Source organism: Paenibacillus sp. 01L418 (genome assembly GCF_056400045.1).
Genome location: NZ_JBFTSN010000693.1, coordinates 1 through 1,900 on the forward strand (window position 1 = coordinate 1; position 1,900 = coordinate 1,900).

Below are 1,900 nucleotides of genomic sequence, written 5' to 3' on the forward strand. Positions count from 1 at the left end.
CTCTAGAGACGTTATTTCGCACAAATGATCGTTTTCTAAATTCTAACGAACTCCAGTAACGTTATTCTACAAAATAACTTCAATATATGGAGCTACAACGTAAAATAGCGCCAGTGGGATTCGTTACATACCAAATAGAGTCTAATTTGATCATATAGCGACTCTGGAGTTCGTTAGCGATCAGTCAAAGCTCCAATCTTCCACTTTCAAGCCTTCACCGTTATACGAGATTAATGGTGAAATTTCTATATCACGCCCCTGCAGCTGCTCTTCAGACACACCAGCGGCGCGCAGCCAGCTTCGATGAAGCGACTGAACGAGCTTGCGTGCACTAAGCGGACTGTCTTCACCCGATTTATTTTTGACTGGAGCGAATTCCTCCTCACGAATCCCCCGTATAACAGTAACTTCATCGGCCAATGGAAAAAAATCGAAAATAAAGCGTTCGAGCTTATAGGCGTTTGGCTCCGTAGGTGTGATGATGCTTCCTTCGGCGTCCATGTATTTCATCTTTTTGGAGGCAATATGGAAAGGAATATCCGTATCTGCATGCTCTTCTATGAAGTCCAGCTTAAATAGATGGATAGATATATGCCCTAAGCTATAAAACAATCGCCCTTCATTCGTTCTTTTATCCTTAATGGATGACGGAATTTCGTTATACTCGAGTACAGCCGGACGATCATTTTTCAAACAAAAAATCCCGATTTTCTCGTCAACATCCGTTTTTTCGATAACCTTTGTTGCAACCATCTGATTGCGTGACGCAGCTAGTCCAATAAATGCAGGGTCTGCGACCTTTATGAGCGCATTGTCTACATTATAATAAAACAACCACTCTAAGCCTCTTTGCTTCATATCAGCAATTGCTCCTGTGCGTTTTAACGACGCGAAACATTCTCCATTGCCGCTAGGGGCCAGCATTAGTGTTCCGTCCTCCGATAAAAGCAGCTTACCGTCATGATCGAGCGCAGGCATCGTATTTTGCTGGAAGAAAAAACAGTCCTCCGCTGGATAACCAAAGTAATGCAAGGAATGAAAAAATGCCTTCGTTGCTTCATGATTATCGGGGCTAGTCATGATATACCATGGGATAGACTTGCCGGCTTTTCTCGATAAATACAGCAGCCGCTCTGCTTGAAGCTGAAATAAAGATTTATGGGATGGAAGTCCAATATCCAGCGTACCCTTAGGCCCATCATGGCCAAGCCTGCTGCCCTGCCCGCCAGCAACAACGATAACTCCAGCTTTCCCAGCTCGCAGCAGCTCCCAGCCCTTTTCAGTATATGCCGCTTTTTCTCCCTGTTCAAAATCTTCCCAGTCTTCAAAAGGTATCGAAGATATCGTATCGTTGTTCAGCTTCTTAGTATCGCTGCGGCCGGCTAAAGCTTTGGCTATCYGCTCAAAATCAATTTCTAAAATTTGCGCAGCCAGGTTGTTTTTCTCCTGCTCCGGCAGGTTTGCAAGCATCTCCAGAACATGCTGCTGCTCATACATACGAAGCTTGGCTTCCGCTAATCTTATAGGTAGCTGATCCAAGTGTTGTCTCCTCCTTTATTACATTTCAGTACGAAAGCTTTCAATAAATTGCTGCGCGCGCTTGGACAAATAATGATCCTTCAGCCATAGAATGCCGACACCCGACTGAAAGTCCGCATCCTCAATGTTGAGCATTTTGACGACGGTGCTTGGAAAAGAAGACATAACCGATTTCGGAAATACGGTCGCCCCAATGCCGCAAGCGATAAGGGACATAATAATGGCGACACTAGAGCATTCGCATATAATATTAGGAACGAAGCCGTGCCGTTTGCACTCGTTCACGACCTGCTCATGCATGCGAGTCGTTCGATCCGTCTTCAAGGTGAGGAACGGAAACTGGGCAAGCTCCTTCATGCAC

2 protein-coding genes are annotated in these 1,900 nt (G+C 45.2%); both read right to left on the reverse strand.

Annotation, left to right across the window (positions count from 1 at the left end; genetic code table 11):
• Nucleotides 1–180: 180 nt before the first annotated feature.
• The gene (locus AC1DSE_RS34735; RefSeq protein WP_477529061.1) at nt 181–1,539 is read right to left on the reverse strand and encodes a UTP--glucose-1-phosphate uridylyltransferase; all 1,359 of its coding nucleotides are present in this window, start codon (nt 1,537–1,539) and stop codon (nt 181–183) included.
• 18 nt (nt 1,540–1,557) lie between these two features.
• The coding region (locus tag AC1DSE_RS34740) for a LysR family transcriptional regulator substrate-binding protein (RefSeq protein ID WP_477529062.1) at nt 1,558–1,900 on the reverse strand (343 nt) is incomplete at its 5' end.